The following is a 21,022-nucleotide window of genomic DNA, read 5'->3' on the forward strand; positions in this document are numbered from 1 at the left end:
GCCGCCCGCTGGCATCCTCCGCTGTGCGGCGAACGGAAATATTCATAATAGCCGTTTTGAGCAAGATATGCAATACTTTTACTCTATTTCTAACAATAATTGCATAGCTTGCCAGAATGATTGGCTATATAATATAGATAGTTTAAGGAGACAGCGAGATGATGATGAAAAATAATCTGGAAGAAAAGAAAGACATGCTTTTGGAGGAAATTACAGAAAAACTGGAATGTCTCATCAATGGATTTGAAAAAGTTCTTTACGATGATGATGATATTTTCCTTCAGAACATGAAAACCGATAACCTGGCGGGAGACGATGTACAGAAATACCGTTTCTGGGAATGGACTCAGGGAGTCGGGCTGTTCGGGCTCTGGAAGCAGTTCGAAGAAAACCGGGACGAGAAGGCGCTTGCCATGCTGAAACGGTATTACGATGAGCGGATTGCCGACGGCCTTCCATCCTGCAACATCAACACCACGGCACCCATGCTGACACTTACATATCTGTATGAATACACAAAGAATGAGACTTACTGGGAGACTTGCAGGGAATGGCTTAAAAAGGTTTTGACTGAGCTTCCGAGAACGAAGGAAGGTGGATTCCAGCATCTCACCTCCGATACGCTGAATGAACAGGAGCTTTGGGACGACACTCTGTTTATGACCATTCTCTTTATTGCCAGAATGGGGAAACTGATGAATGACAGGGCGTGCATCGAGGAGGCCCAGTATCAGTTTGAACTCCACAAAAAGTATCTGGAGGACCGGAAGACAGGGCTGTGGTTTCATGGATGGACCTTCAACGGCAGGCATAATTTCGCCGGAGGGCTATGGGGAAGAGGCAACAGCTGGGTTACGATCGCGATTCCGGAGCTGATCGCGATCCTGGGAGACGACTGCGAACCGGTGATCAGGAGGCTCCTGACCGAGACTCTCTTAAACCAGGTGGAAGCCTTAAAGACCTACCAGGCGGACAATGGAATGTGGCATACGCTGATCGACGACAGTGATTCTTATCTGGAGACCAGCGCAACGACCGGCTTTGCATACGGTATGCTGAAGGCAGCCCACATGGGACTGATCGATGAATCCTTTGCAGAATGCGGAATGAAGCCGCTGGGAGCTGTGATGGATTACATCAGCGAGGACGGCGTGGTAGGACAGGTATCCTACGGAACCCCGATGGGAAGGGACGAGAAGCAGTTTTACAAGGACATTGAGATCCGTCCGATGCCTTACGGGCAGGCGATGGCGATCCTGTATCTGATTGAAGCGAGAAAAGAGCTGACAAGGGAGGTAAAATAATGGCAAATACGAACACGGCGGGGGCTGCGCCTGCCAGAAGAAAGAAGAGGGACACGCGCCAGCTTTGGGCATTTGGTTTCTGTCTGCCCAATATCCTGTTCTTTCTGGTATTCTTCGTAGCGCCTGCGATAGTAGGTGTCTGGTATTCATTAACCAATTACAATGGGTTTAAGCAGATGGATTTCGTCGGGCTGAGCAATTACATCAAGCTGTTTCGTGATCCGGAATTCTATAAGACCCTGTGGCAGACGATTCTTTATTCCATCGTTTCCGTGCCTCTGGGCTACGCGGTGGCGCTGGGGCTGGGACTTTTACTCTCCTCAGAGAAAATCAAAGGCATTACGATCTTAAGAATCCTGATTTACTGGCCGATCCTGCTTTCGACCATCATGGTCGGTCTTACCTGGAGATGGATATTCGGCGAGAGCTTCGGCCTCATCAACTACCTGCTTCAGTGTATCGGGCTGGACGGAATCAAATGGGCGACAAATCCGACGGCCGCCTTCGTTACCACGATCATTGCGGGCATCTGGTCCGGATGCGGAACGAATATGCTGATTTTCATCGGGGCGCTCAAACAGGTTCCGGGAGAGCTGCTGGAAGCGGCAAATTTAGACGGGGCAAACAAATGGCAGTCATTCAAGCATATTATTCTGCCCCATTTAAAACCGGTTTCCTTCATGGTCATCATTCTCTCCGTGATTTCCTCCTTCAAAGTGTTCGCCATGGTGCAGACCCTTACGAACGGAGGTCCGGGTACGGCCACGACATACATGATCCAGTATATCTACACAACCGGCTTTACCAAGAACAAGGTCGGATACGCGAGTGCCGTTTCCATGGTGCTGTTTGTAATCCTGCTGATCCTTTCTTTCGTACAGACGAAGGTCAGCGACAAGAGCAATGATTAGGGAGGTGGAGAAAAGTGAAAACTGCAAATAAAGTTTTAAAATATGTGTTCGCATTCGGTTTCGCCATTCTCTGGATTTTCCCGGTCATATGGCTGATTATCAGTTCCTTTAAGGATGGATCGGAATTATTTAATTATCCGCTGACCATACTGCCGGAGCATTTTACACTGGAGAATTACACGACTGCTCTTCAGCAGTTTGATTTAATCCGATACACCAGCAATACCGCATTTATCACAGTGGTTGCTACGGTTATCACCGTTTTAATGAGCTGTATGTGCGGCTACGCGCTGGCAAAATATAAGTACAAATGGCTGAATGTCCTGTTTATGTGTCTGCTTGCGACGACCATGCTGCCGACCGAGGTCATTATGAGTCCAAGCTTTACCGTATTGAATACCCTTGGCCTTTACAACAGCCTCTGGGGCTGCATCATACCGACCGTAGGAACCATGACCGGTGTATTCTTAATGAGGCAGTTCTTTATCACAGTACCGACAGAGCTCATGGAATCGGCGCGGATCGATGGCGCCAATGAAGGATCCATCTTTGTGAGAATCATGCTCCCGATTTGTAAACCGCAGATAGCGATTCTGGCGATCTTCAGTTTCCAGTGGAGATGGAACGACTATATCTGGCCGCTGCTCGCACTCAGTGATCCGAAGAAATATACGCTTCAGCTTGCACTCAGGACGCTGTCCGGTGCGGAGGCGGTCAACTGGACGGTTCTGCTCTCTACGGCGGTTCTCTCCATGATTCCGATTCTGATCGTATTTATCGTCTTCAATAAACAGATTATGAACGCCAACATGTCGTCTGGTGTTAAGGGATAACCGGGAAATGGCGGCAGAAATTAAGGAACAATGTGAAAAACAACAAATCATATAACGAAAATCAGGAGGAAATGATTCATGAAAAAAAGATTACTGACAGGCGCAGTGTGTTTATCACTGGCAGGAATGACCATGCTGACAGCGTGCTCCGGCAAAGAGTCCGCAAAAAAAGGAAATGTGGAACTGGAGATTCTGCTTGCCGACGATACGCTGGAAGGCGGTGCGATGAAGACTGTCGTAGAAAAGTTCAACGAGGAGCACAAGGACCAGGGCGTGAGCGCATTTGTCAATGAGATTGCTTATGCCGATATGGAGACACAGATCAAAAACCGTGCTAAGGCAGGTAATCTGCCGGCGATCTGCAAGATGTCAAACTTCGATACGTATATCGATTACGTACTTCCGCTGGACGACACCTCCCTTGATCCGGACAACTTCAACCGAAGCGGCGTCAGGAACGGCAAGCTTTACGGTACAGATGTAAATGATACGGCAGTAGGTATGGTTATCAATAAGACGGCCTTTGACGAGGCAGGAGTTTCCTATCCGACCACATCAGAGGAACGCTGGACATGGGATGAGTTCTCCGCGGCAGTAAAAGAGGTAGCGGAAAAGAATGAGAAGATTACGACTCCTTTCGTGATTGACCACTCGCAGCAGCGTTCCGGAACCGTGCTTTATCAGTTCGGCATGAAGTATTTCGATCCGAACGACTCGACAAAGGTCACCTTCAGAAGTGAAGATACGAAAAAGGGTGTGGAATTCTTCCTCGATATGTTTAAGGAGGGCGGCATTTCCAAGGCATCCATCGGTACCGGTGCAGAGAATGCGCAGGACGTATTTAAGACAGGTACGGTAGCGGCCCATATGGCAGGCAACTGGGTTATCTCAGATTATACACAGAATATTAAGGATTTCGAGTGGACACCTGTTCTCATGCCGTATGAGAAAGAGAAGGCAACCTGTCTGGGCGGCAACTGGCTGTATGCATTCGATGGCTCAGGTATGGAGGACCAGGCGAAGAAGTTTCTGGAATGGTTCTATCAGCCGGAGAATTACTCCCTCTACTGCCAGACCGGCAATTATCTGCCGGGAACGAAGGACGTAGAAGTAGACTACGAGATCGAAGGAATCAACATTTTCAATATGGAAATCGCAGAGTCGATCAAACAGCCTCAGTATGACCAGTCCATCACAGAGCAGGAGCACAGCGGTGAAAATACAGGAAACGCACTGCGCGATGCACTCGACCGGGCGATCGCAGGCGAGCTTGACGCGGACGGCGTCATGGATTACGTAGTGACTCAGTTCCTGGAGAACCTTACAGGAGTTCATGAGTAAGCGAAAGTTTATTTTGAATACTTATCATCAGGTACATGGGATATGAAAGCTTCTTTCATATCCCAGTGCTGCATTCAGGGAGAAAAAATCATGGAATTAACGTATCAGATCGGATATGTCGAGACAATCAGCAGATGGAATGTGACAGCCATGGGGAAGGAACCATTCCATTCCCCGAAGAAATCCTTTGAGGCCGAGGTGAACATGGAGGAATCCTATGTTCAGGTGGTGTATCCGGTCAGAGAGGCATTTTTAAAGGAAGAAAGGATCCAAAAGGCGGCCCGGTATGACGGCCCGTACGAGAATCTTTATTTCCCGTTTGAGAATAACAGAATTGACTTATCCACGTTTCTCCACACGCCCCATTACATATACGTCCATGCGAAGGCGTGCGTGCGCGCGGCGGCGGAGGGAAGCTACCCGTTCGATCTCTATACCTGCGGCGGAGTCAGAGTGTGGGTGAACGGCGGGGAACAGGCCTGCTATACGCCTTACACCAGAAATATTGCAGGCCACACCCGGGTGAACCTTTTTCTGAAAAAAGGCCTTAATGAAATTAAGGTTTACGCGGATGAACTGGCGGAACGTGATGTCTTCTTCTATTTTGAACTGCGGTATAAGGGCGGGGCGCCGGTGGAAGGCAGTGTGGAAGTGACCGAACAGCCGGAGGAGATAAAAAAGGCGGAAGAAATCTTAAAGAGCTGCTATTTTCAGCAGGATATGTATACGGAGGGAGAGGTCCGTCTCTGCTACGACCGGACACTTTTGGACGGCGACACCAGGGTGTACTTAACTTCAAGTCCCTGCGGAACCGGAATGCAGCTTTCCGATATAGAACATTCGGAAATGACGCTGAAAAAGGATGAGGATTACCTGGTATTTGCTGAGACAGAGAAAAGCAGCATCCGTCTCTCAAGAATCTCCGCCTGTTTAACGGTGGGGAACTACGTGGTACCGAGAAATTTATTCGTCGGGATCATTCCGAAAAGCCGGATCGTGCTGGAGCCGGCGGCGACGATCGGGGAGAGGAAGCAGCAGGCCCTGGAATTCCTGGTGAAGAACGGCGAGATCGGTTTCCAGTCCGTAATTACCTCCCTGGAGCTGTTAAAGGGCTGGAATGACAATGCGGAGAAGGGCTTTGATCTGGCCTGCAAAAAAGTCGAGCGCCACGACGACTGCGCGGACTTCAGCCTCGCTCCATTGACCCTCTTAATGACCCGCTACCGGAATCTTCTGACGCCGGAAAAGGCGGAGCGGATCAAGGCGATGGTGCTGAATTTCCGGTACTGGATCGATGAACCGGGAAATGACGTTATGTGGTATTTCAGCGAAAATCACGCATTCCTGTTCCACGTTTCCCAGTATCTCTGGGGCTGTATTTTCGGGAAAGAGACATTTACCGTCAGCGGCAGAATGGGAGCGGAGCAGTCTGAAATCGGGAAGAAACGGGTGCTTGCATGGTTCGACAACTTTTTTGCCTGCGGTTACGCGGAGTGGAATTCGGCAACCTATATTCCCATCGATCTGATCGGATTTTTCAGCCTGTATTTGAACGCTCCCGATGAGGACATCCGGCAGAAGGCTAAAAGGGCGCTGGATTTTACCATGCAGGTCATCGGATTTAACTCCTTTGAGGGCGTGATGAATACCACCTACGGAAGAATTTACGAGGAGACCATCAAGACGCGGCTGCAGGTCGAACCGAATTTTGTGAGCTGGGTGTCCACGGGGAGAGGCTACTGTACCTATTACGGCAATGCCACCTGTTTATACGCCATCAGCGATTACGAACCGGAGGACTACGAAATGGAATGCTGTCCCCGGCCAGGACAGGGGGTGGCCATGGAAACCGACCAGGGAATCGCAGGGGTGAAGATCAACACTTACCGGACCGGAGAGTACTTAACGGCGGGAGTCAGACGGTTTAAGCCATTCCGTCACGGCCATCAGCAGCATCTGATGAATGTGGTATTCGGAAAGGAACGTCCGGCTATCTTCTATGTCAATCATCCGGGAGAGCGGGTCTTCAGCGGGGAAAACCGTCCCAGCTACTGGGCGGGCAATGGAACCATGCCGTGGATCGAGCGGTACCGGAATTTAACGGTCATGGTGTTTGCCATCGATCCGAACGAACTCGTACATTTCATCCATGCCTACACGCCGGTCTATGAGTATGAGGCGTATGCCTGCGACGGCAGCTGGTTCTTTGCAAAATCCGGTGACGGATATCTGGGAAGCTGGTTTTCCAACGGGTACGAGATGACGGCCTATGGAGCCAACACGGAGAAAGAACTGGTATCACGGGGATTAAACCATGCCGTGATTGTAAAATGCGGGTCGAAGGAAGAGTTTGGCAGTTTCGAGGCATTCCGGAAGAGCTTAAAAGAGATGGAAATCGAATGGAACGGGGATCGCAGCGCTGCGTTTACAGACAGCCAGTATGGTGAAATCCGGGTGAGAGATGCGGAAGAATTCCTGGTGAACGGTACGGCAGTATCGGTGGAACCGGCAAAGGGATTCCGGTTCCTGCGGACGAAACTGTAGTAGGGGGATGCGGCTGCGGTGCGGAAAGCCTTTCGGCTCTTCCACACTCACGCATCACTGACTGAATCGAGTCCTTCCAGGTTAAAAGGCGGCGCATATTCTTCTTTTGCGCTGCTTTTTTCCTGCATAAAACCATGGACAAGTCCCAGCTCAATGGCGGTATCCACTACCTTATAGTACTCATACGATGTAATGCGGCGGTTGATCTCCGGAAAACTGCCGCTTTTATAAAATGGGGTGTACTGGCTCATCAGGCTCACATCGAATTTCCCATCCGGAAGGTGCTCCTTCATCCAGTGCAGCAGCAACATGGAATCGTCCTTCGCCCCGGGCAGCACCATGTGGCGTATGATGACGCCCTTTTTCATTAGTGTGCATGCGGGGGCATCGGGGTTTTCCGGATCCTGAAAGGAAGTGAATTCGGGCGTCCCGGTCTGCCGGATCATCTGCAGAATGGCGGCCGATGCCTTTTCAAAGTAGTCCGGCGCCTTGCTGTAGCGGGCGGACAGCCGGGAACTGTAGTATTTCAAATCGGGCAGCCAGATGTCCACGTAGCCCTTAAGGGCTTTTACCACCTCTGTCCGTTCATAGCCGCCGCAGTTATAGACCACGGGGATGGAAAGCCTGGGCTTTACGAGATCCAGGGCGGAGATGACGGAGGGGAGATACTGGGTGGCGGTGACGAGATTGATATTGTGAGCGCCTTCATCCTGAAGGCGAAGAAAGATATCGCCAAGCTGCCGGACCGTGATCTCCTTTCCCAGTCCCTCCTGACTGATGGGGTAATTCTGGCAGAAGCAGCAGCGAAGGGTACATCCGGTGAAAAATACTGTGCCGCTTCCGTGGATTCCGCTGATCCACGGCTCCTCCCACTGGTGAAGGGCCGCCCGGGCCGCCATGACGGTATCGCCGCAGCCGCAGAAGCCCTTCGCTCCAGCGGTGCGGCGGTCGGCCATACAGCTCCTGGGACAGAGCGTGCAGGAATCATATTGGGAAATCAAATCCATCGTGAACCTCCTGTATTTGACAAAATCACTTTTCTACATTAATATAGTAAACAATATACATAAAAAAAGCAAGTGAACAGGTGATAACACATGGAAAATCAAGAGAGAATAAGAGCACTCAGGTACGCATTTCCCAGGACGGTGCCGGTGATGGCGGGATATCTTGTGCTGGGAACCGCCTATGGGATTTTAATGAACATCAACGGTTTCGGTATCTGGTGGGCCCTCGCCATCAGCGTGTTTGTCTACGCGGGGAGCCTGCAGTATCTGGGAATTACATTTCTGACGGCGATGGTGAATCCCATTTACGCATTTTTAATGTCCCTGATGCTGAATGCCAGACATCTCTTTTATGGCCTTTCCATGCTGGACAAGTACCGTGACGCGGGGAAATTAAAGCCGTATCTGATCTTTGCACTGACGGATGAGACATTTTCCATCGTATGCCATGAGGAGCCGCCGAAGAACATTCCGAGATACTGGGTCTGCTTCTGGATCTCCATCCTGGACCAGTGCTACTGGGTGGCGGGAACCGTCATCGGCGTGCTGCTGGGGAGTCTGATTACATTTGATACGACAGGACTGGATTTTGCGCTGACTGCGTTGTTTGTCGTTATATTTACAGACCAGTGGAAGTCGGGCAACGGCCATAAGGCCGCATTGACCGGCGTGGCGGCATCGGCGCTCTGCGTGGTGGTCTTTGGCCAGAGCGCATTTATCATACCGGCCATGATTCTGATTCTGGCTGCGATCACATGGGATTATAAGAAGAACGGAAAGGAGATGGAGGCATGAGCGGAGGAACTGCACAGGGAATCGTGATTATAGCTGTGATGGCGGCGGCCACACTGCTCACAAGATTCCTTCCCTTTATTCTGTTTCCGGCAGGAAAGAAGACTCCTAAATATATCAGTTTTCTGGGAACAACACTTCCCTATGCTACAATCGGGCTTTTGGTGGTATACTGTTTAAAAGACGTTAATTTTATTTCCTGGCCGCATGCGCTGCCGGAGATAATATCAGTCGCGGCGATCGTGCTTCTCCATGTCTGGAAGGGCAATTCACTTCTGAGCATCGGAGCGGGAACCGTGATCTACATGGTGCTTATACAGGGAGTGTTCGGATGAACAAAAAATCAAAGGTTGTGAAAACGTACGGGGCCGTTCATAAGAGGCGGCTTCCAGTTATACTGGCGGTCGCGGTGGTCCTGGCGGCGGCAGGTATCATCATAGGCATGAATATCTATGATGAGTACCACACGTACCGCAGCAGCGAGGCGACGGAATTTGAGACGACGGCAGAGGAGAAAAACGGACTTCTGCTGACCTCAGAGACGAAGACGCTGCTGGGAAAGGTCTACGCGGGCTTTACAGTCCGGGATGCGGAAAGCGGCGAGCCCATCTACCAGTGTCCCGATCTGTATCTGGTCAGGGATCTGGCTTCCATCAGCTGGGGGGCGGAGGAGGAATCTGTCCTTCTGACACAAAAGGATGGAAGCAGCGTGATCTATGTCCGGGCTGGAGACAGATGGGAGAAAGAGAGCCGGTAGCCAATGGAAACAGTGAGCCGGTAGCCGGGCTTCCCGGCGACCGCTCAATAACCCTCCGGAAGGGACTTCTGCTCCCTGAATTCCTTCGGCGAGAGGCCGAATTCCTTTTTAAATGCACGGTAAAAACTGGTATAATCTGAAAAACCGTACTGATGGTACAGCTCACCAAATGGAATCCCTGACAGGATTCCATTTTTGCTTGCCTGAAGACGCTTCTTCAAGATGTACTGGTGCAGAGAGATTCCCATGTTGTCCTTGAACACGTGGGAAATATGGTATTTGCTTGCATAGAAAAATGACGCCAGGTGGTCAAGGGACAGATCCTCATCTAAATGGTTGTTGATATAATCGCAGACATTTAAATAGAGCACATTTTCATAGACAGCGGGAACCTGGTGCAGGGAGTCGTAGGTAATCCGGTTTAAATGGAGCAGGAAGGAACAGACCATTAAATGGGCGGAGGTCTCACGAAACGGTTTGTTCCCCCTCATCTCCTCAATCATGTCCAGAAGTCGTCCCTGGAGATCCTGAAAGATGATAAAGTCTGTCCGGAAATGGTACTGCTTTTTTTCCTCCACCTGACGGAAGCTGTAGGCAAAATCCTCAGATCCGGCCACCAGCGCCTCGTAATAGGGGCGGCTGATCCAGAGCACGAATCTTCGGTAGTCCTGTCCGGTGGAATGGAAGATGGGATGGTGCCTCGTCTCCGGCGGGATCATTAAATAGTCGCCGTACTGCAGCTCGTACCGGTTCCCGTCCACCTCATAGGTCACGTCTCCGTTCAGGAAAAAATAGATCTCATAATAGGGATGGGTATGATCCACCACATGATCGAGATCGATGTCATTGTAAAAAAATACCTCAAATTCCCCGGAATTCATGTATTGTCTGGTATTAAAACCGGTAGATAATTCTTTTTTCATGTGAAAACCTCCAAAGACAGTGTGTGAAGCATCCTGTTCCTTAGCTATAGTATAGTAGAGAACCGCAACTTTTGCAATGTGAACGGCAACTAAATCCATGGTATTCAAAACAGAATTTGTTATACTAAGGACATGAGGCAGCGAGATGACGGGCTGCAGACAAATTTCTAATATTCAAGGAGGTTTATCATGAAATTATCATTCAGATGGTACGGAGACGATGACAAGGTAACACTGGAGCAGATTCGCCAGATCCCGGGCATGCATTCCATCGTAACGGCCGTATATGACGTTCCGGTCGGCGAGGTATGGAGTAATGAAAGCATTGCAAAGCTTAAAAAAGAAACCGAGGATGCGGGCCTTGCGTTTGAGGTGATCGAGAGCATTCCGGTTCATGAGGACATCAAGCTGGGCAAATCGACGAGAGACCAGTACATTGCGAACTACTGTGAAAATATCCGCCGCGTTGCCAGGGCGGGAATTAAATGCATCTGTTATAATTTCATGCCTGTCTTTGACTGGACAAGAACTCAGCTGGACCATGTGCTGGAGGACGGTTCCACATCACTGGTCTATTATCAGGATCAGGTAGACAAGGTAAACCCACTTGAGAGCGACAGCGATTTAACACTTCCCGGATGGGATTCCAGCTACACAAGAGACGAATTAAAAAAAGTGGTATCCCAGTACAATGCCATGTCGGAGGACGACTTATGGAACAACTTAAAATACTTCCTGGAAGCCATCATTCCGGTAGCTGCGGAGTGTGACGTAAATATGGCGATCCACGAGGATGATCCCTGCTGGAGCATCTTTGGACTTCCGAGAATCATCACCTGCGAGGAGAACCTGGACCGTTTCTTAAAGCTGGTTGACGATAAGCACAACGGCATCACCCTCTGTACCGGTTCCCTGGGCTGCTCCAATAAGAACGACGTGGTAAAGATGGCGGCTAAATATGCGGCCATGGGAAGAATCCATTTCGTTCATGCGAGAAATGTGGCAGTTCTGGATAACAACCAGGGCTTCGAGGAGAGAGCGCACTTATCCAGCTGCGGTTCCCTTGATATGTTTGCCATTTTAAAGGCGCTTTATGACAATGGATTTGACGGTTATATGCGTCCGGATCACGGCCGCATGATCTGGGGGGAGACAGGGCGCGCAGGATACGGCCTCTACGACAGAGCGCTGGGCGCCACCTATTTAAACGGACTCTGGGAAGCCATCGACAAAATGAGCCGGTAGGATTGAGACAAAAATCAAAGATTTGTAAATCAGTGATTATTAAAATAGAAAGAGGGAAATAACTTATGGGATTATCATTTGGAACGGATTTAACAGGAAAAGTTGCAGTTGTTACAGGCGCAGGCGGAGTTTTATGCGGTATGTTTGCAAAGACGCTGGCTGAGGCGGGCGCAAAGGTTGCGGTTCTCGATTTGAACGAAGAGGCGGCCGGCAAGGTTGCAGAGGACATCGTGGCAGCTGGCCATACCGCAAAGGCATACAAGGCAAACGTTCTGGAGCGTGAGAGCCTGGAAGAGGTTCACGCAAAGGTGCTGGCTGAGTTAGGTCCGTGTGACGTTCTGGTAAACGGCGCAGGCGGCAACAATCCGAAGGCGCAGACCACGAAGGAATACTTTGAGATGGGCGATATCGAGGCGGATACCATATCCTTCTTCGACTTAGATCCGAAGGGCGTGGAGTTCGTATTCAACTTAAACTTCCTGGGAACCCTGCTTCCGACACAGATCTTCGCGAAAGACATGATCGGCAGAGAAGGCTGCAACATCTTAAACGTTTCCTCCATGAACGCCTTCACCCCACTGACGAAGATTCCGGCCTACAGCGGCGCAAAGGCAGCTGTGAGCAACTTTACACAGTGGCTGGCTGTTCATTTCTCCAAGGCCGGCATCCGTGTAAATGCCATGGCGCCTGGCTTCTTTGTGACAAAGCAGAATGAAAAGCTTCTGTTCAACGAGGACGGAACAGCTACTGCGAGAACTGCTAAGATTCTGGCAGCGACTCCAATGGGACGTTTCGGCGAGGCTGAAGAATTAAACGGAACACTTCTGTTCCTGTTAAACAATGAGGCAGCTGGCTTCATCACAGGCGTGGTTATTCCGGTTGACGGTGGTTTCTCTGCTTATTCAGGCGTATAGGAGATTCCTTTCATACAGGATATAAGAATCAAAACCCCCGAAAAGGCGCACAACGCCTTCCGGGGGTTTTCGTTATTCAGGATATTTATGACAGAGCCTATTTGTCTTCTGCGATATTCTTCGCGCGCGTGATGTAAGGGTATAAGTCCTCGTAGGCTTCCTGCTCCGCCTCGGTTTCAGGCAGGGCGGGGATGAGGCCGGTGCAGTCCATGGTGGAACACGCCTGGATATCAACATCAAAATCATCGGGCTGGCTGATTGCATTTTTATCGTCTTCCATTAGTATCTCCTTTCGCAAAGCTGTACTGTTATTAGTTTGGGGAGTTTTGTCGGATTTATGCGCAACTTGCAGAATATCTTGTTTTGTACGTCACAGTCAGAAGAAAAATACGTTATATACTATGAGATCTCAAAATTATATGATATCAGGAAATTACGGAGGTAGCGTGCATGAGGATAGCAGTGTACGCAGGCAATACGTCACAGCTGGATAATGCAGGAGAATACTTTAAAAAATGGAAAAAAAGAGGGGTTCTGTTTAAAGAAGATTATTTTTTATCCACGGAGGAGCTATGCAGGGCCGTGGAGGAAAAGAATTATAGTGCCATCATTGTCTATGTGGATTCTGACTGGACAGCAAAGGAATCTGTATTTAATCAGTTAAAGAAGAAGGAGCAGGAAAGCTTAATTATTTATATTTGCGGACGAAGGGATCAATGGAAGAAATTGTCCCGTGCTAAATATACAGCAGTATTTAATGGACAGCCCATAGTCTACAACATGGAGGATATCTGTTTTCTGGAATCCTACGACAGAAAGACCAGCGTAGTGCTGGGAAAGAAAAAGATACGGGTCAAGGCCAGACTCGATGTGGAGGAACAGAGACTTTCCAATTACCATTTCGCACGCATTAATCAGTACACTCTGATTAATATGCTGCAGATACGCAGTATGGAAGGGGATGAGATTCGTATGGCTAACGGCGAGAAGCTGTATATCAGCAGCAGCCGCAGAAAGCTGTTTATGGAAAAGTACAGGCAGTTTGCTCAGGAAAATTACAGCGTTGTATGACAGATCAGGTATAGCGGATTAGGTATAGCGGATCAGGTATGACAGATCATGCATGACAGATGAGATACGACAGATGAGATACGACATATAAGAAAACCGGAATAATTCGGAGAAGCCACTGTGAAAAAAGGCTGCTTCTTCCAAATTATTCCGGCTTTTTTATTCCAATCAGATAATCCTCATGGTAAGACCGTAAGTTTTGCTTTTCCCTGTTTCCAGCTTCTGTACATGATTCTTATGTACGAATTCATCATCTTCCGTTGCGTAGATACCGGAACCGTTCCATGGCTCCACGCACAGGAATGGGGCTTCTGCCGGGTAAGGGGTCCAGAATGCGACTGTTTCAAAGCCAGGGAATCCCACCTCAATACCGTGTCCCGTATTCTTATTGATAATGGATACTTTCCTTGAGTTTAAGTCGTCAAAGTATACAGCGTCATCCTTGAACAGCTCCCTTGTGAGCGGCAGCCTGCGGCTGTGATCGAGACGGGGAACTCTGTGGGAGGGGTCAAACTGTAAATGTTCCAGATCGTAAACCATGCTGGATGCGGTCTCGTCCTCTTCGAAATCCAGTTCGTAATCGGTGAAGGAAGCGCCTTCCTCCATCGGACAGTTAAATCCGGGATGAGCGCCGAGGCAGTAGTAGATGGTCCTGTCATCGGTGTTGGCTACGCAGTATTCCATGGAAAGCATGCCGTTCTCAATGACATAAGTTAAGGAGAGGCGGAAGGAGTAGGGATAAATGGCTTTCGTCTCTTCCGTATCGTGAATCTCAAAGGTAACCATGGTATCGGACTGTCTGGTGACCTGGAAATCTACATCGCGGCAGAAGCCGTGTTTTTCGATATGGTAAGTCTCCCCCTCAATAATAGTTTTGTTGTTCCGGCAGTTTCCTACAATGGGAAACAACAGCGGGGAGCAGCGGTTCCAGAATTTCGGGTCTCTCTGCCAGATGTATTCTTTTCCGGTGCTGTCTTTATAGGAGATTAACTGAGCACCGATGCTGTCAATGACAGCGGATCCGTTGGAATCAAAGATCGTTACGAGCATAAAATTTACCTCTTTTCTTCTATATTAATTATTTTGACTTTGCTAAGCTTCTGGAAGGATGGTACTGACCGCAGCTTTCGCGGCTGGCCAGGTAGTACGGCAGATTCATGCGGATCGGAAGGCGGTGGCCGCCCTCGATGCGGTCAATCAGGATTTTTGCCGTCATCTGTCCCATCTCCTCCACCGGCATGTGAATGGTGGTCAGCATGGGGGAGAGATACTGGGCCGTATCGATATCATCGATGCTGATGATGGAGACATCCTCCGGAATCCGGCATCCCGTTTCCTGAATGGCTCTCATTGCTCCGATGGCTGTCACATCATTGCTGCAGAAGAGGGCGGAGACATCGACAACCCGGTCAATCAGCTGTCTGGCACCGCGGTAGCCGCCTTCCGATGACAGGGGGACATCTGCTACGTATTCCTTCTTCAAGGGAATGCCGCCTGTGTTCAGTGCGGTACAGTAACCGGTGTAGCGGTCCTCATCCCTGGTCTCCCCGATATATCCGATTCGCGTGTGGCCGAGACTCATAAGGTGGTTCATAGCGGTCAGTGAGGCCTGGTAGCCGTCGCTGATGACCTGGTCGTACTTTGCATCCAGAATATTCAAACCGGTATAGGCGACGCAGTTGAAATACTTCTTTAAAAAGCTGAGCGTCTGTTTGTCGCACCGACCCAGCACAACGACGCCGTCCACATGGTTGTCCGTAATGAGACGGAAGGTGTTGGGATGATGGATGTCAATGGCGGTAAAGGAGTACTTGAGCACATAATTATGCTTAAATGCCTCCTGTTCAATACTGCGTGCCAGCGTGGAGAAGAAAAGATCCGATTTGGAATCCTCCGTCCGGGCAAAGAGACAGGCAATCGAGCGGGAGAGCGGTTCGGGAGAATCGGTGCCTCCCATCTTTAAATCGCGGGCCGTGCTGTTAGGAGTATATCCCGTGCGCCTCACAATCTCCCAGATCCGGTCCTGCACCTCTTTGCTGGCCGCATTTGTGCTGTTTTTATTGATGACCCGGGAAACCGTGGAGATGGATACGCCGGCTTCTTTGGCGATTTCTTTCAGTGTCATAAACCAGCCCCCTTTACTTAAGTTTAACATCCTAATTATTCATGCCAGTTTATCATAAGTATACACGAAAAATGGTCAAAATGCCATAGGTGAATGGTCAAACGTTTGCGTGAAGTTTTATCTTTACGGTTACGCAAACGTTTGACTAAATAAGAGGTGCTAAATTTATACAATGTGTTATAATATACACATAAAATAGAGATGTGTATTGGGGAAAATCACAAAGAAAGGGGATTTACAAATGTCTTTTGGGAATTCTGAAAACAAAAAGAAGAAGGACATCGTTGCCGCAATACCGAACTGGGGTTGGCTGCTGATATCATTTTTGGTTGCCATTGTGCTCTGGTTCTGGCTTTCGGTCAATCCGTCTACCGCAAGAAGTTTTCCATTTTTACCGGAGGTAGTCAAATCACTGAAAACTATGATTGAGAGAGGGGTTTTGTGGAACGACTTCTCCAGCAGTATGATTTCCGTCATTCTGGGATTTATCCTTGGCTTTGTCACAGCAGTGCCTATCGCGTTTATGATGGCATGGTACCGTCCGGTACGCTACATAGTAGAACCTTGGATTCAGTTTATTCGTAATATTCCGCCTCTGGCTTACGTACCGCTTGTTGTTATCGCGGCAGGCGTCGGCAGAAAGCCACAGGTTATCGTTATCTGGCTTGCAACTTTCTTAATTATGTGCGTTACCATTTATCAGGGCGTCCGCAACGTGGATGAGACACTGATCAAGGCCGCCCGGGTTCTGGGAGCAAAAGACAGAGATATTTTTGTAAAGGTTATTTTCCCGGCAACCACCCCATTTATCATCACGGCAGTCCGTCTCGGCGTATCCGTTGCACTGACAACCTTAATCGCCGCAGAATCGACAGGCGCCGTAGCAGGACTCGGTATGAGAATCCGTTCTTTAAACAACAGCTTCGATGTTCCGCCGATGCTTCTCTACATCATTATCATCGGTATCATCGGAATTACGAGTGAAAAGATCATCAAATATCTGGAAAGGAAGTTCACGGGATGGCAGGAAACGAGAGAAATATAAAGGTTAAGATCGATCATGTGGAGAAGATCTATGAAGGCCGCAAGGGCCGTATGGTGGCGTTAAACGGCATTGACCTGGATATTATGGAGAATGAATTTATCTGCGTGGTCGGCCCTTCCGGATGCGGAAAGTCTACCCTGCTGAATATTATCGCAGGCCTTCTCCCGGCCACCTCCGGCGCCGTTTACGTAGACGGCAAGAAGGTGGAAGGCACCGGTACGGAACGAGGCGTGGTTTTCCAGCAGTATGCCTTATTCCCATGGCTGACCGTATTAAAGAATGTTATGTTTGGCCTTAAATTAAAAGGTATGAACGACGCACAGGCCAGGGAAATCGCCATGAAGTACATCAAGATGGTGGAGCTGGAGGAGTTCGTGGACGCATACCCGAAGGAACTGTCGGGCGGTATGAAGCAGAGGGTGGCGATCGCCAGAGCCTATGCGGTGCAGCCGGAAGTGCTTCTCATGGATGAGCCCTTCGGAGCGCTGGATGCGCAGACGAGAACCCAGCTTCAGTCAGAGCTGACAAAGACGTGGCAGGAAGAGAAGAAGACCTGTTTCTTTATCACCCATGATGTGGAGGAGGCCGTTATTCTGGCCACCAAGGTCATTATTATGAGCGCGAGACCGGGCCGCATCAAAAAGATTGTGGACATCAATCTTCCGTATCCGCGTACGCAGGAGATGAAGATGGAGCTTCCATTCCTGGATTTAAAGACGTATATCTGGGGCGAGGTTTATCAGGAATATCTGGAAGTGCGTAAATAAGGAGTGTTTATTGAAATGTTTTATAAAAACCAATGTTATATAAAAACCAATGTTTTATAAAAATCATTTTAAGGAGGAAAACATTATGAAGAAGGCATTACCATTAATTATGGCGGCTCTGGTAGCTGCATCACTGGCAGGCTGCGGAAGCACCAAGACAGAGGCAACAACAGCGGCACCTGCGGAGACGACAACGGCCGCAGCGGCGGAGACGACAAAGGAAGAAGCAAAGGCTGAGGAGACAACAGAGGCTCCTACAGAAGCCAAGGCAGAGCCGATCACCATGAATGTGGCATATATGCCTAACTACGGAAGCTTATGGTCCGTGATGACGGCAAAAGAAAAGGGCTTTTTCGACGAGGAAGGCATCACCGTTAATCTCGTAGAATTCGCAGACGGTCCTACCATCATCGCAGCTATGGAGTCCGGCAGCATCGATGTCGGCTACATCGGACAGGGCGCTCATAAGCTTTGTGTCAACGGCCAGGCGAAGATCTTTGCTCTGTCCCATATCTCCAACGGCGACGCTTTAATCGGCGGCCCCGGATTCACAAAGGTTGAAGATTTAAAGGGAAAGAAAGTTGCTTATTCTTCTGGTACCTCCAGTGAAGACATTCTGGTCAACAGCCTGACAAAGGCCGGCATGACCATGGATGACATCACAGCCGTAGATATGGACGCATCCGGTATCGTAACCGCTATGATTTCCGGCGGTGTTGACGCATGTGCCACATGGTCACCAAACAGCTTGAAGATTTTAGAGGAAGTAAAAGATTCCACAAAGATCTGTGACAATTTAACCTTCTCTGATACGACAGTATCCCTTGCAAGCTGGATTGCAACACCAAAGTATGCAGACGCGAACCAGGATAAGATCCTGCGCTTCACAAGGGCTTTATTCAAAGCCATGGACTATGCTGCAGACGATCATTACGATGAAGTTGCCAAGTACGTATCCACGCAGACAGCAACCGATTACGACAGCGTTTACGCACAGCGCGGCGACGCAGACTGGCTGACAGGAAAAGAAGTAGCAGAAGGCGCCAAAGACGGCACCGTTGAGAATTACTACAAGATTCAGCAGGATAACTTTATCAAGGCCGGCGCTGTAGAGAAAGAAGTTCCGGTAGCCGATTACGTTATGCTGGATAACATGATTGAAGCAGGCAAGTAAGAGTAAACAGTAACACACAGGTGAAGAGAGTGTCCCGGAAATTCTATTTCCAATTCAGAGGCACTCTCTTTTCTAAGGCGGGATGGCGAAATGCATATCTGAACGCATTTTCAATCCCTCCGACAGTAGACAGGAGGAAAATGATGAGTCACGCATATTACCAGTACAACAAAGAGCAGCTTTTAAAGGAACCCAGGCTCCCGCTGATCTGCATGCCGGATAACGCCACGGTTTTCCAGGCAATGGCAAAGGAGATGTTTGAAGAGATCGAGGCGAACAATCAGGCGGGAAAGAAGACGGTTTTTATCTGCCCGGTCGGCCCGGTTGGCCAGTACCCCTATTTCGTAGACATGGTCAATGAAAGGAATTTAAGTCTCAAGGATACCTGGTTTATCAACATGGACGAGTATCTGGACGACGATAAAAAATGGATTCCCGTGGATCACCCTTTAAGCTTCCATGGCTTCATGGAACGGACTGTCTATACGAAGATCAAGCCGGAACTCATCATGCCGGTAGAGCAGAGAGTATTCCCGGACCCTGAAAATGTAGGCTACATACCGGAACTGATCGAGAAGCTGGGCGGCGTCGATATTGCCTTCGGCGGCATCGGCATCAATGGCCATGTGGCGTTTAATGAGGCAGATCCGTCTCTTTCACCGGAGGAATTTCTGGCGCAGAAGACGCGGGTTCTCACCATCACACCGGAGACGAGAACGGCTAACGCCATCGGCGATTTCGGCGGAGCGCTGGAGGATATGCCGCATTACTGTGTGACGATTGGAATCTACGAGATCGCCCACGCGAGAAAGATCCGTCTGGGAGTGTTCCGCAACTGGCACAGAGCGGTAGTGCGCCGCACGGCCTACGGGGAACCATCCACCGATTTCCCGGTGAGCTTATTGCAGAACCATCCGGATATTACGCTGACACTGACGGATTACGTGGCGGCGCTGACGGACTGAGAGATACAAAGACAGAATAAGAGATACAAAGTAATTGATACAGACTGGCGACAGAAAAGAAAGTGAGGATATAGACAATGCCATTGATTCCCTTAAGACCTCTGATGGAGGCAACGATAAAATACGGATTCGGCCAGGGGGCGTTTAATGTAAACGCGGTAGCCCAGGCAAAAGCAGCCATTGAAGTGCACGAGATGTTCCGTTCCCCGGCCATTTTACAGGGGGCAGACTTAGCGAACGGCTTTATGGGCGGCCGCACCGACTTTATGAATGCGACACTGGAAGATAAGAAGATCGGCGCGAAGAATATCGCGGACGCCGTAAAGAAATATGGGGCAGATTCGGATATTCCCATCGTCCTGCACTTAGATCACGGCCGTGATTTTGATTCCTGTGTGGCGGCGATCGAGGGCGGATATACCTCTGTTATGATCGACGGTTCCTCCCTGCCATTTGACGAGAACGTGGATCTGACGCGAGAAGTGGTAAAATATGCACATGCGAGAGGCGTCAGCGTAGAAGGAGAGCTGGGCGTTCTGGCCGGCGTGGAAGATCATGTATTCTCCGCGTCCTCCACCTACACTAACCCATTAAAGGCAGTGGAATTCTTCCGTAAGACCGGCGTGGATGCACTTGCTATCTCTTACGGAACCATGCATGGCGCTTCCAAGGGAAAAGACGTAAAGCTGAGAAAAGAGATCGCCACGGCGATCAGGGAGTGCTTAAGCCATGAAGGCATCTTCGGCGCACTCGTATCTCATGGTTCCTCCACGGTGCCGAAATACATAGTAGATGAGATCAACGCTTTGGGCGGAGAACTGACGAATGCCTACGGTATTTCCATTGAGGAGCTGCAGGCAGCCATTCCGTGCGGCATCAATAAGATCAACGTGGATACGGATATCCGTCTGGCAGTCACAAGAAACATGAAGGAACTGTTTGTAAAATATCCGGAGCTGCGTACCAGCGCTTCGATCGGAGAAATCTATGAGCTGCTGGAGGCAAAGAAGAGCCAGTTTGACCCGCGTGTCTTCCTTCCGCCAATCATGGATACGGTTATGAAGGGAACAATTCCGGACGATGATGTGGCGGCGATTGTAAACTGCGTCGAGCGCGGCGTAAAGGAAGTAGTAGGAACGCTGATCGTACAGTTCGGTTCCTTCGGCAAGGCGCCGTTAGTGGAGCAGGTGACGCTGGAAGAGATGATTGAACGGTATAAGAAGAATTAAACAGAGTGTTATATGGCCCGGCAGAAGGTCCTGAGAGGGAGCGATGCCGGGCTTTTTCTGTGGGTTGCTTTTTCC

Annotated in this window: 21 protein-coding genes; 16 read left to right on the top strand and 5 right to left on the bottom strand. The window is 49.5% G+C overall.

From position 1 onward, the window contains the following. The first annotated feature begins 158 nt into the window (after window positions 1-158). From M1L66_RS08655 to M1L66_RS08675, 5 genes are all read left to right on the top strand, one after another. Window positions 159-1,304, top strand: a complete 1,146-nt coding sequence (locus tag M1L66_RS08655) for a glycoside hydrolase family 88/105 protein (protein ID WP_187022797.1) — start codon at window positions 159-161, stop codon at window positions 1,302-1,304. After that, a complete protein-coding gene (locus M1L66_RS08660; protein ID WP_055656236.1) occupies window positions 1,304-2,215 on the top strand; it encodes a carbohydrate ABC transporter permease in 912 nt (303 codons plus the stop codon). Before M1L66_RS08655 ends, M1L66_RS08660 begins: the two co-directional genes overlap by 1 nt. Before the next feature lie 14 nt (window positions 2,216-2,229). Continuing rightward, the gene (locus tag M1L66_RS08665; protein WP_002600878.1) at window positions 2,230-3,048 is read left to right on the top strand and encodes a carbohydrate ABC transporter permease; all 819 of its coding nucleotides are present in this window, start codon (window positions 2,230-2,232) and stop codon (window positions 3,046-3,048) included. A 78-nt stretch (window positions 3,049-3,126) separates the two neighbouring features. Continuing rightward, window positions 3,127-4,389, top strand: a complete 1,263-nt coding sequence (locus tag M1L66_RS08670) for an ABC transporter substrate-binding protein (RefSeq protein ID WP_434692263.1) — start codon at window positions 3,127-3,129, stop codon at window positions 4,387-4,389. A 90-nt stretch (window positions 4,390-4,479) separates the two neighbouring features. Further along, window positions 4,480-6,933 carry a hypothetical protein gene (locus M1L66_RS08675; protein WP_434692265.1) on the top strand — a complete coding sequence of 818 codons (2,454 nt, stop codon included), beginning with the start codon at window positions 4,480-4,482 and terminating at the stop codon, window positions 6,931-6,933. Between the two features lie 47 nt (window positions 6,934-6,980). On the opposite strand, the gene M1L66_RS08680 is transcribed toward M1L66_RS08675, so the two are convergent. Then, window positions 6,981-7,940, bottom strand: coding sequence for a radical SAM protein (locus M1L66_RS08680; protein ID WP_434692267.1), 960 nt, complete (start codon window positions 7,938-7,940; stop codon window positions 6,981-6,983). Window positions 7,941-8,030: 90 nt separating this feature from the next. Between M1L66_RS08680 and M1L66_RS08685 the strand changes: the two genes are divergently transcribed. The 3 genes from M1L66_RS08685 to M1L66_RS08695 are packed head-to-tail and all read left to right on the top strand — an operon-like array spanning window position 8,031 to window position 9,489. Then, entirely contained in the window at window positions 8,031-8,735 is a 705-nt protein-coding gene (locus M1L66_RS08685) for an AzlC family ABC transporter permease (RefSeq protein ID WP_434692270.1), read from the top strand. Further along, the gene (locus M1L66_RS08690) at window positions 8,732-9,067 is read left to right on the top strand and encodes a branched-chain amino acid transporter permease (protein WP_187022792.1); all 336 of its coding nucleotides are present in this window, start codon (window positions 8,732-8,734) and stop codon (window positions 9,065-9,067) included. The genes M1L66_RS08685 and M1L66_RS08690 overlap by 4 nt, the downstream gene beginning before the upstream one ends. Continuing rightward, entirely contained in the window at window positions 9,064-9,489 is a 426-nt protein-coding gene (locus tag M1L66_RS08695; protein ID WP_434692274.1) for a hypothetical protein, read from the top strand. Before M1L66_RS08690 ends, M1L66_RS08695 begins: the two co-directional genes overlap by 4 nt. Window positions 9,490-9,533: 44 nt before the next feature. Here the strand turns inward: M1L66_RS08695 and M1L66_RS08700 are convergent, their stop codons facing one another. Then, window positions 9,534-10,412 carry an AraC family transcriptional regulator gene (locus M1L66_RS08700; protein WP_434692276.1) on the bottom strand — a complete coding sequence of 293 codons (879 nt, stop codon included), beginning with the start codon at window positions 10,410-10,412 and terminating at the stop codon, window positions 9,534-9,536. A 189-nt stretch (window positions 10,413-10,601) separates the two neighbouring features. On the opposite strand from M1L66_RS08700, the gene uxuA reads away from it, so the two are divergent. Then, window positions 10,602-11,657, top strand: a complete 1,056-nt coding sequence (uxuA, locus tag M1L66_RS08705) for a mannonate dehydratase (RefSeq protein WP_002600870.1) — start codon at window positions 10,602-10,604, stop codon at window positions 11,655-11,657. 65 nt (window positions 11,658-11,722) lie between these two features. Next, on the top strand, window positions 11,723-12,571 hold the full coding sequence (locus M1L66_RS08710; protein ID WP_110321290.1) for an SDR family oxidoreductase: 849 nt from the start codon (window positions 11,723-11,725) through the stop codon (window positions 12,569-12,571). A 97-nt stretch (window positions 12,572-12,668) separates the two neighbouring features. Here M1L66_RS08710 and M1L66_RS08715 read toward each other — a convergent pair whose 3' ends face one another. Then, window positions 12,669-12,851 carry a hypothetical protein gene (locus tag M1L66_RS08715; RefSeq protein ID WP_002600868.1) on the bottom strand — a complete coding sequence of 61 codons (183 nt, stop codon included), beginning with the start codon at window positions 12,849-12,851 and terminating at the stop codon, window positions 12,669-12,671. A 170-nt stretch (window positions 12,852-13,021) separates the two neighbouring features. On the opposite strand from M1L66_RS08715, the gene M1L66_RS08720 reads away from it, so the two are divergent. Then, complete coding sequence (locus M1L66_RS08720) at window positions 13,022-13,642, top strand: LytR/AlgR family response regulator transcription factor (RefSeq protein WP_434692281.1); 621 nt, start codon at window positions 13,022-13,024, stop codon at window positions 13,640-13,642. Window positions 13,643-13,810: 168 nt separating this feature from the next. Here the strand turns inward: M1L66_RS08720 and M1L66_RS08725 are convergent, their stop codons facing one another. Both M1L66_RS08725 and M1L66_RS08730 read right to left on the bottom strand, forming a co-directional pair. Continuing rightward, window positions 13,811-14,692: an aldose 1-epimerase family protein gene (locus M1L66_RS08725; RefSeq protein WP_434692284.1), complete on the bottom strand. Its 882-nt coding sequence runs from the start codon at window positions 14,690-14,692 to the stop codon at window positions 13,811-13,813. Between the two features lie 28 nt (window positions 14,693-14,720). Beyond that, window positions 14,721-15,767 carry a LacI family DNA-binding transcriptional regulator gene (locus M1L66_RS08730; protein WP_434692287.1) on the bottom strand — a complete coding sequence of 349 codons (1,047 nt, stop codon included), beginning with the start codon at window positions 15,765-15,767 and terminating at the stop codon, window positions 14,721-14,723. Window positions 15,768-16,008: 241 nt separating this feature from the next. On the opposite strand from M1L66_RS08730, the gene M1L66_RS08735 reads away from it, so the two are divergent. From M1L66_RS08735 to M1L66_RS08755, 5 genes are all read left to right on the top strand, one after another. After that, window positions 16,009-16,812, top strand: coding sequence for an ABC transporter permease (locus M1L66_RS08735; protein WP_117620888.1), 804 nt, complete (start codon window positions 16,009-16,011; stop codon window positions 16,810-16,812). Then, entirely contained in the window at window positions 16,788-17,579 is a 792-nt protein-coding gene (locus M1L66_RS08740) for an ABC transporter ATP-binding protein (RefSeq protein WP_002600863.1), read from the top strand. Before M1L66_RS08735 ends, M1L66_RS08740 begins: the two co-directional genes overlap by 25 nt. An 85-nt stretch (window positions 17,580-17,664) precedes the next feature. Then, window positions 17,665-18,753, top strand: a complete 1,089-nt coding sequence (locus M1L66_RS08745; protein ID WP_002600862.1) for an ABC transporter substrate-binding protein — start codon at window positions 17,665-17,667, stop codon at window positions 18,751-18,753. Between the two features lie 143 nt (window positions 18,754-18,896). Then, on the top strand, window positions 18,897-19,718 hold the full coding sequence (locus M1L66_RS08750; protein WP_002600861.1) for a hypothetical protein: 822 nt from the start codon (window positions 18,897-18,899) through the stop codon (window positions 19,716-19,718). Window positions 19,719-19,795: 77 nt separating this feature from the next. Continuing rightward, window positions 19,796-20,947, top strand: coding sequence for a class II fructose-bisphosphate aldolase (locus M1L66_RS08755; protein ID WP_002600860.1), 1,152 nt, complete (start codon window positions 19,796-19,798; stop codon window positions 20,945-20,947). The last annotated feature ends 75 nt before the right edge of the window (window positions 20,948-21,022 follow it).

It is taken from the genome of Hungatella sp. SB206, assembly GCF_051132295.1.
In the GTDB taxonomy this organism is placed as follows: Bacteria; Bacillota; Clostridia; order Lachnospirales; family Lachnospiraceae; genus Hungatella; species Hungatella effluvii.

Excerpts from the sequence above, each read along its gene's own strand:
- M1L66_RS08730 (WP_434692287.1), bottom strand. The coding sequence starts at position 15,767 with ATGACACTGAAAGAAATCGCCAAAGAAGCCGGCGTATCCATCTCCACG.
- M1L66_RS08670 (WP_434692263.1), top strand. The coding sequence starts at position 3,127 with ATGAAAAAAAGATTACTGACAGGCGCAGTGTGTTTATCACTGGCAGGA.
- M1L66_RS08745 (WP_002600862.1), top strand. The coding sequence starts at position 17,665 with ATGAAGAAGGCATTACCATTAATTATGGCGGCTCTGGTAGCTGCATCA.
- M1L66_RS08715 (WP_002600868.1), bottom strand. The coding sequence starts at position 12,851 with ATGGAAGACGATAAAAATGCAATCAGCCAGCCCGATGATTTTGATGTT.
- M1L66_RS08690 (WP_187022792.1), top strand. The coding sequence starts at position 8,732 with ATGAGCGGAGGAACTGCACAGGGAATCGTGATTATAGCTGTGATGGCG.
- M1L66_RS08660 (WP_055656236.1), top strand. The coding sequence starts at position 1,304 with ATGGCAAATACGAACACGGCGGGGGCTGCGCCTGCCAGAAGAAAGAAG.
- M1L66_RS08675 (WP_434692265.1), top strand. The coding sequence starts at position 4,480 with ATGGAATTAACGTATCAGATCGGATATGTCGAGACAATCAGCAGATGG.
- M1L66_RS08720 (WP_434692281.1), top strand. The coding sequence starts at position 13,022 with ATGAGGATAGCAGTGTACGCAGGCAATACGTCACAGCTGGATAATGCA.
- M1L66_RS08735 (WP_117620888.1), top strand. The coding sequence starts at position 16,009 with ATGTCTTTTGGGAATTCTGAAAACAAAAAGAAGAAGGACATCGTTGCC.
- M1L66_RS08655 (WP_187022797.1), top strand. The coding sequence starts at position 159 with ATGATGATGAAAAATAATCTGGAAGAAAAGAAAGACATGCTTTTGGAG.
- M1L66_RS08710 (WP_110321290.1), top strand. The coding sequence starts at position 11,723 with ATGGGATTATCATTTGGAACGGATTTAACAGGAAAAGTTGCAGTTGTT.
- M1L66_RS08725 (WP_434692284.1), bottom strand. The coding sequence starts at position 14,692 with ATGCTCGTAACGATCTTTGATTCCAACGGATCCGCTGTCATTGACAGC.
- M1L66_RS08755 (WP_002600860.1), top strand. The coding sequence starts at position 19,796 with ATGCCATTGATTCCCTTAAGACCTCTGATGGAGGCAACGATAAAATAC.
- M1L66_RS08685 (WP_434692270.1), top strand. The coding sequence starts at position 8,031 with ATGGAAAATCAAGAGAGAATAAGAGCACTCAGGTACGCATTTCCCAGG.
- M1L66_RS08740 (WP_002600863.1), top strand. The coding sequence starts at position 16,788 with ATGGCAGGAAACGAGAGAAATATAAAGGTTAAGATCGATCATGTGGAG.
- M1L66_RS08695 (WP_434692274.1), top strand. The coding sequence starts at position 9,064 with ATGAACAAAAAATCAAAGGTTGTGAAAACGTACGGGGCCGTTCATAAG.
- M1L66_RS08680 (WP_434692267.1), bottom strand. The coding sequence starts at position 7,940 with ATGGATTTGATTTCCCAATATGATTCCTGCACGCTCTGTCCCAGGAGC.
- M1L66_RS08700 (WP_434692276.1), bottom strand. The coding sequence starts at position 10,412 with ATGAAAAAAGAATTATCTACCGGTTTTAATACCAGACAATACATGAAT.
- uxuA (WP_002600870.1), top strand. The coding sequence starts at position 10,602 with ATGAAATTATCATTCAGATGGTACGGAGACGATGACAAGGTAACACTG.
- M1L66_RS08750 (WP_002600861.1), top strand. The coding sequence starts at position 18,897 with ATGAGTCACGCATATTACCAGTACAACAAAGAGCAGCTTTTAAAGGAA.